Origin of the sequence: Marinomonas sp. TI.3.20, assembly GCF_038155025.1 — a bacterium.
GTDB lineage: Bacteria > Pseudomonadota > Gammaproteobacteria > Pseudomonadales > Marinomonadaceae > Marinomonas > Marinomonas flavescens.
In genome coordinates, this window is sequence record NZ_JBAKAS010000120.1 from 1 (window position 1) to 262 (window position 262).

Consider the following 262-nt stretch of genomic DNA (forward strand, 5'->3'; position numbering starts at 1 on the left):
AAAGCGCGAATTATTCGGGCCTAAAAGCGAGCGCAGAGGTTTACTCACTCCTGAACAACAAGCCCTCGCTGATATTGTTGGCCCGATGCCAGTAGAACCCACGACGCTGGAGGAAGACGCCACGGTCGAGCAGGGTAAACCTGAGCCCGTCAGTGTTCGCGGAAAAGCCCCCAAGTCTCGTAAAGGCAATGAAATTACTATCACAGGGTTGCGTTTTGACGAGTCTATACCGGTTCGTGAAAAGATCATCTTAGCAGACGAA

The 262-nt window shown here is 51.5% G+C and carries 1 pseudogene; it reads left to right on the forward strand.

The features are described from left to right. A pseudogene (locus V6259_RS20155) lies at window positions 1–262 on the forward strand (hypothetical protein); the annotation flags it as partial.